Here is a 6609-nt window from a genome sequence, read left to right as displayed (position 1 = left end):
TTGGACAAGCAGTACATCAAGGATCACCGCACCGGCCTGATGAAGCACAACCCCAGCGACGTGCTGGACGGCGATTTGGATGACCTGATGTGGGCCGGACTGGAATGGATGGCAGGCAAACGGGTAGCCGAAGAAGGCGCAGACGACGAGTAAGCCCAACCAACTGCTTTAGCTGAAGCGTCAGCAAACTACTCTCAACCCGGAAGGCGGGCCAGATCAGGGAAAAGTCTCTGTTCTGGCCCCTGCTTTTGCCCGTTGTCACTCACCCACCGACTCGCCCATTCATGAAGTTCTCCGGTCAGTCCGACAGATTTGCGTGATGAACTACAGGTACACTGACGCCAGCAGCCGCGTTCATATTTGCCGCCCCGTTTAGGTGGAGTCCTTCCGACGTTCGCTGTGTAAACGGCTGCTCTCCCCTCTCCCATGACTGAACCCACACCTATCTCTATTCCCGGTTACACCCTGCTGCAAGCGTTGGGGCGCGGCAACACGTCGCTTGTACGCTTGGGCGTGGGGGCCGACGGACGCGAGGTGGCCCTCAAGATTCCGCTGGCCGAAACCTTAGCCGTGCATGAGGCCGCCGAACGCTTTGGCAATGAGGTGCGTCTGACGCTGCAATTCCGGCATCCTCATCTGGTGCCGGGATACGCGGGGACTCCGTTTGGGCCGCTGTCGTTTCTGGCTATCCGCTATTACCCGGAAGGCGCACTGAACGAGCATTTGGCACGCCAGCCGGGAAGAATGTTGCCGCTTCAGGACAGCATGCGCCTGTTGGCCGACATCGCCTCGGCCCTGACCTACCTGCACCATCTGGGCGCGGTGCATCAGGACGTGAAGACCCAGAACGTGTACGTCAGTGAAGGCCGGGCGTCGCTGGGCGATCTGGGGAACACCTATTTCACGTCTCAGGGCGGCAAAGTCAGCGGCAGTCCGTTCTATATGGCTCCGGAGATCTATCACGGTGAGGGCAGCAGCGGGGCCAGCGACGTGTACAGCCTCGGCATCATGATGTACGAACTACTGTGCGGCCAGCGCCCTTTTACGGGCAATACCTACGAAGAACTGATGGTGGCGCACATGACCCGCTTTCCGCAGCCCTTGATTCATCTGAATCCACAGGTGGCCCGCAACGTGTCGCGGTTGGCAGAATTGGCCCTCGCCAAGCGCCCACATGACCGCCCCACCGCCGACGCCATTCGCCGCGCCCTGCTGACGGCGATGGGCGAGACCCCACAAGACGAACGTTTTCATGAACTGGAAGATGCGCCGCCCGTGTTGGAAGCAGGCCAACGCGCCGGAAGGCACGGCATGGCGACGCCGCGTGTGCCGCTGCAACCCACGCCCTCGGTGCCTGCTCCGGCCAAAGCGTCCGAAGCCCCCGCCAAAGGCTGGAATCCGTTTAAGCGGGCGAAAAAATAGGGGGAGTAGGACATAGGTTGTAGACAAGGCGTGGCGAGTCTGAGATGAATCAGCCGCCACGCCTTGTCCACGTTCTACGTTCCAGCACAACTCACACGAAACTAAAATGATTTCTTGTCATGGGGCGGGGTTGCTCTCCCGGTGGCCCCCTCACCCCGCTGCTGTGCAGCGCCCCTCTCTGCTCCGCAGCTCTGCGAGTCCCACAGGTGGAGAGGGAAACATCACCTGTTTGAAACTCTTTTTGATCCCGTATCAGTTCAACTCGCCCAGATGTAGCTCGAAGCGCCCCGGCTGCGGCGCGAATCCCAGTTGACGGTTCACGCGCAGCATCGGTGCGTTGGTAGACAGGTTGTTGGTTCTCATCAGCGCGTAGCCTTCTTCCCGTGCGCGGGCAATGGCCTGAAGTTTGAGTGGCAGGGCTAAGCCGCGCCCACGTGCAGCCGGAATAACGGCGGTGAGTTCGTTGTACAAGAAAGGCCGGGAGGCAAAACCGATCATGGCGCTGGTGCCTAGCCATTCGCCGTCTGGGGCTATTGCCAAAATCAGCCAGTCGGGGCGGGCGGGAAAATCGGGCGTCCCGTCCAGCCGCAGCATCTCTCGCACTTGGGCCAGCGGCCAGCGGGGATGCCCCGCCAGATCGGGCGTTTCGGTCAGTCGGTCTGCAAAAAAATTCAAGTAGCGGTCAACGGTAGCCGCATCGGCCCCCGCCAGATCGGTGAACGTGACGCCCTGCGCTAGAGCATTTGCCAGTGCAGGCGCGTGGACTGCGGCATCGAAAACCGTCAAATCCAGTTCGGAGGCGAAACGGTGAGCGTGCTGAACAAATCCGCGCCGCGTGGCCCAGCGCAGGCTTTCGGCATCGGTGTCGTCCACGCTGGCGGCCAAAGCTGCCCCTTGCTGCTGGGCTTCTTCCAGCACAGTCGCCCACAACGCACTCCCCACACCTTTGCCCCGCGCTGACGGCTGAACCTGCAAGGTCACATGCAGGAAGCCGGGCGGATCGAAAGGGAAGAAATACAGGTGGGCCACACCCAGAACCTCTCCAGTCCCTTCAAAAACCCAGCGGCGACTGAAGTGGGCTGGGTTGCGGCGGGCTTCATCGGCCAGCAGCGCTTCGGCAGTCATTGGCTGACCTAGACCCGCGTTCTGAATGGCGGCCCAAGCTTCGGCGTCGGCTGGCCTAAAGGCGCGGATTGCCATCCCTATCCCAGCGCCTTCACCATCTGCCGGATGCTGCCGAGGTGGTACACGACATGGGCCATGCCCCCAGCGAGGCCGCCCACCGCGTCTCCGGTAACGGGTTGCGCGGCCTGCGTGCGGGCAAAAGCGCACAGGGCGTCATAGGCCGTTCGTAGGCGCACGCGGGCTTCATCCCAGTCGTCGTCGGTGACTTGGCCGGTGCCAAAGCTGCCCTGCCAATCGAACGGCCCCCGGTCTCCGTCGCGTTCCCAACGCACGATGACTTCCAGATGGTAGGCCGTATGCAAGGTGTGTCCAGCAATGCTAGACCCGTGGACATCCTGACTTGCCTGCGCTGCCGTGAGGGAGTCCAACGTGGCGAGGAGGCCGTGATTGCCGCTGCCATCGGCTTTGGTGCCGTCTAAGAAAGCCGTGCCCTGACCGGGAGTGCCGCCTTCCACAGCTTCTTTCAGAATGTCTAGGATACCGTCCACCCACGTGCCACCGTCATCTGAATCTGTTTGGGCATCAATTTGGGCGGCATTCGTGCTGGCCGAAGTCGGTTGTTCTACGTCTGGCACAAGATCAGTCATGCCCCAGCCTACCCGTTGGCCTTGCCGCCTGCCAGATATGCCGCTAGGCTCTGGCATCCCCGCCCCGGCTCTGGTAAAGTGGTGAGTTGCGCTGTCTGGTGGTTTGTAAAGAGCCGCAAAACACGCACATTCCCCAACACCGAGGAGGTGAACTATGAATACTTACGATCTGAACCTGATCCTGAACCCCAACCTGAGCGCCGAGCAAGTGGCAATCGAGAAGGAGTACATCGAAACCACCCTGAAAGGGGCCGGGGCCGAAATCGCCAGCCTCGACGATGTGGGCAACCGCCGCTTGGCCTACGCCATCAACAAAGACCGCGAAGGCTACTACTTGATGTACTCCATCAAGGCCAACGGCAACCCTGAAAAGGACATCGCCGCCAGCCTGCGCCTGCGCGATCACGTCCGCCGTATCTTGGTGGTCAAAGACCGCCCGGAGTGGAAGACGAAGAAAGCCTGAAGCCGAGCCAGTGGCATTACGCCATTGACGTAACGCTCAGGACTTGTTAAAGTAAAGTCAACCTGCTCTTCGATTGAATATGCAGGGTCAGCCAGCAACGTTAAAGCCCCCAGTACGGTACGCCCCGCGTATCAGCCAGCAAAAAAGGAGCACCTGTTATGGCCCGAGGCATGAACCATGTTTACCTGATTGGCGCACTCGCCCGTGACCCCGAACTGCGGTACACCCCAACTGGTGTGGCAGTCTTCGAAGCCACTGTCGCCGGAGAAGACCAAGTGGTCGGAGCCGATGGACGCGAGCGCAAACTCCCTTGGTATCACCGTGTCTCTATTCTCGGCAAACCCGCCGAGTGGCAGGCCGAACGCAACCTGAAAGGCGGAGACGCCGTGATGGTCGAAGGCAGCCTAGATTACAGCCAGTGGGAAGCGCCGGAAGGCGGCAAACGCAGCGCGGTGAAAGTGAAGGCACTCCGCATGGAGCAGCTCGGCTACACCCCGGAACTCGTGCAGGATGCTGGAGGCGGCGTCCGAATGCAGAACGGCATGAATGAAGTGGTTGTCATCGGGAACGTTGTACGTGACCCCGAACTGCGCTACACCCCCGCTGGAGACGCGGTACTCGGCATCGGCCTCGCCGTGAACGAGACGTGGAATGACCGGCAAGGGCAAAAGCAGGAAAAGACCCACTGGATCGACATGACGCTCTGGCGTGAACTGGCCGAAGCCATGAAAGATCTCCGCAAGGGTGATCCGGTACTGGTGCAAGGCCGACTGGTCAACGAATCGTGGCAAGACAAAGACGGCAACAAGCGCAACAGCACCAAGATAGAGGCGACGCGAGTCGAAGCCCTGTCCCGAGGCGCGGGCGTCACCGGCAGTCCCGCAGCCACCCCCGCCGCACCTCGTCCTCAGACCACGAGCAGTACGGCGCGTCCCCCAGCAGCGGCTTCGGCCAGTCGGGGAGCGAATTCGGGGAACCGTTCGGGCGGCTTGGATATTGATCAAGGTCTCGACGATTTTCCGCCGGAAGAAGAAGACCTGCCTTTTTAAACCTCACCTGACGGTGTGGCGAGCAGGGGCTTCTAAAACGAGCTTCACAAGGAATCCCTATGACGCAGAACAGTGCTGACCGCAAACCACGCGGTAAGGGGCCAAAGCGCCCCCGCAAGCCCAAGGTAGACCCGTTCTCCATTGGCGAACTGGAAATCACCGACTACAAAGACGTGAAGATGTTGCGCCGTTTCGTGAGTGACACGGGCAAAATTCTTCCTCGCCGCCGCACCGGCCTCTCGGCCAAGCACCAGCGCCGCATCGCGCAGACGATTAAAATCGCCCGCCAACTTGCGCTGTTGCCCTACACCGAGAAACTGGTTCGGAAGTAAGGAGAAGAGACATGCAAGTTATTCTTCTCGAACCCGGTCGCCTCGGCAAAACGGGCGACGTTGTGGAAGTCAAGGCCGGGTACGCCCGCAACTGGCTGATTCCTCAGGGAATGGCCACGCCCGCCACCACCACCAACATGAAGAGCCTCGAAGCCCGCCTTCGCTCGCGCCAGAAGATTCAGGCGCAGGAGAAGGCCGTGGCCGAAGACCTCGCCAGCCGCCTCAACGGTGTAGCCGTGGAAATCAGCGTTCGCGCTGGCGAAGGCAAAGTCTACGGAGCCGTCACGCACGGCAACGTCGCTGACGCCCTGGATCGCCTCGGCTTCGACGTGGATCGCCGCAAAATCGAAATGCCCAAGACCGTCAAGGAAATCGGCGAATACGATATTGCCTACCGCGCTCACCCGGAAGTCACCATTCCGATGAAGCTCGTGGTACACGCTCAGAAGTAATCCAAATCTGAACTTTCAAGTGGGGCCGTTTCCTGTTAGGGGAAGCGGCCCGACTTATTGTTGGTCTTCATTCTTTGCTTACTCTGCACGGCAGCAGACACGGGGAAGGCCACACATTGGGTACGGTAGAGGCACATACAAAGCAACACAGCTAAGCAACTGGGAGGATTTACCTATGCTCAAGCACGCGCTGCCTGCATTGGCCCTGATCTCGCTCGCCCTCACGCAGCCGGGGGCGGCCCAAACGACGACGCCCACTGCCACCCCGACCACCGTTGCCGTTTCGGAAGGGCAGAATCTAGACGTGCTGAGCGGCGGCAAAGCCTACAAAAGCTATCTGGCCGCTCCTGCCGCTACCACGCCAGCTACCCGGCGGCCCGCCGTGATTTTGCTGCATTCCTTCCGGGGCTTGGAGCAGGGCTACCGCGATTTGGTAGACGAGATGGCCGCCGCCGGATACGTGACGCTGGCGCTGGGCTGGCAGACCTTCGAGCCGGAACCCAGCGACGCCACCGTAAAAACGTTGGTGGAAGACGGCCTGAAGGCATTGGCGCTGCGCCCAGACGTGAATATCAATGCGGTAGGCCTGACCGGATTCTGCGCGGGCGGACGCTACACCATGCTGCTGCTGCCGCAGATGAAGGCCTTCAAATCGGGAGTGGCGTGGTACGGCTTCCCCGATCAGGGCGGCACGGCGCTGAAGCCGCAAACGCCCACCGCCCTCATTGGCGACCTAACTGCGCCAATGCTCATCATTCACGGCACCAGAGACCAGCCCAGCCCGATTGCGGGTATTTACAGCTACGCCCAGAAGCTGGACGCGGCCAACAAGCCTTTCAAGCTGAGCGTGTATCAGGGCGAACCGCATGGATTCCTGCTGGCCGAGGGCAAGATTGCCAACACGCAGGCCAGCCGTGACGCCCGGCGCGACATGCTGAATTACTTTGGTGAAACGCTGAAATAGCCGAGTTGGCCCACAAGAATCCAGTTCTGAACAGGGAAGGTCGCCGAAGTTTGAGGTGCGGCCTTCTCTCTTTGCTGCCCCATCCTAGCGGCACGGGCTGGCCGCCGATTACAAAATTTCACAAGTGAACCGGGTGTAGCGCGGGGGTCAGGCGA

9 protein-coding genes (1 of these 9 cut by a window edge) are annotated in these 6609 nt (G+C 60.7%); 7 read left to right on the top strand and 2 right to left on the bottom strand.

Annotated elements, in window-relative coordinates; translation table 11 throughout:
* Positions 1 to 153, top strand: a protein-coding gene (gene prfB / locus SU48_RS02460; RefSeq protein ID WP_197474674.1) for a peptide chain release factor 2 (it extends 943 nt beyond the left edge of the window). Within the gene, positions 1 to 153 belong to an annotated coding region that runs on past the window's edge; the region does not span the whole gene.
* 273 nt (positions 154 to 426) lie between these two features.
* A complete protein-coding gene (locus SU48_RS02455; protein WP_064013863.1) occupies positions 427 to 1422 on the top strand; it encodes a serine/threonine-protein kinase in 996 nt (331 codons plus the stop codon).
* A gap of 252 nt (positions 1423 to 1674) precedes the next feature.
* On the opposite strand, the gene SU48_RS02450 is transcribed toward SU48_RS02455, so the two are convergent.
* Both SU48_RS02450 and SU48_RS02445 read right to left on the bottom strand, forming a co-directional pair.
* Complete coding sequence (locus tag SU48_RS02450; RefSeq protein WP_064013862.1) at positions 1675 to 2622, bottom strand: GNAT family N-acetyltransferase; 948 nt, start codon at positions 2620 to 2622, stop codon at positions 1675 to 1677.
* Positions 2623 to 2624: 2 nt separating this feature from the next.
* Entirely contained in the window at positions 2625 to 3194 is a 570-nt protein-coding gene (locus SU48_RS02445; RefSeq protein WP_082869806.1) for a DinB family protein, read from the bottom strand.
* A gap of 154 nt (positions 3195 to 3348) precedes the next feature.
* On the opposite strand from SU48_RS02445, the gene rpsF reads away from it, so the two are divergent.
* The 5 genes from rpsF (at position 3349) to SU48_RS02420 (ending at position 6454) form a co-directional block, all read left to right on the top strand.
* Positions 3349 to 3657 (top strand): 30S ribosomal protein S6, encoded by a 309-nt coding sequence (gene rpsF / locus SU48_RS02440; RefSeq protein ID WP_064013861.1) that lies wholly within the window; start codon positions 3349 to 3351, stop codon positions 3655 to 3657.
* 158 nt (positions 3658 to 3815) lie between these two features.
* Positions 3816 to 4706 (top strand): single-stranded DNA-binding protein, encoded by an 891-nt coding sequence (locus tag SU48_RS02435; RefSeq protein WP_064013860.1) that lies wholly within the window; start codon positions 3816 to 3818, stop codon positions 4704 to 4706.
* A gap of 59 nt (positions 4707 to 4765) precedes the next feature.
* Complete coding sequence (gene rpsR / locus SU48_RS02430) at positions 4766 to 5038, top strand: 30S ribosomal protein S18 (protein WP_064013859.1); 273 nt, start codon at positions 4766 to 4768, stop codon at positions 5036 to 5038.
* An 11-nt stretch (positions 5039 to 5049) separates the two neighbouring features.
* A complete protein-coding gene (gene rplI, locus SU48_RS02425) occupies positions 5050 to 5490 on the top strand; it encodes a 50S ribosomal protein L9 (protein ID WP_019011373.1) in 441 nt (146 codons plus the stop codon).
* Between the two features lie 175 nt (positions 5491 to 5665).
* Positions 5666 to 6454 carry a dienelactone hydrolase family protein gene (locus SU48_RS02420; RefSeq protein WP_064013858.1) on the top strand — a complete coding sequence of 263 codons (789 nt, stop codon included), beginning with the start codon at positions 5666 to 5668 and terminating at the stop codon, positions 6452 to 6454.
* Positions 6455 to 6609 lie beyond the last annotated feature (155 nt).

Origin of the sequence: Deinococcus puniceus (genome assembly GCF_001644565.1) — a bacterium.
Classification (GTDB): Bacteria; Deinococcota; Deinococci; order Deinococcales; family Deinococcaceae; genus Deinococcus; species Deinococcus puniceus.
This window is presented reverse-complemented; position numbering and strand designations above follow the sequence as displayed.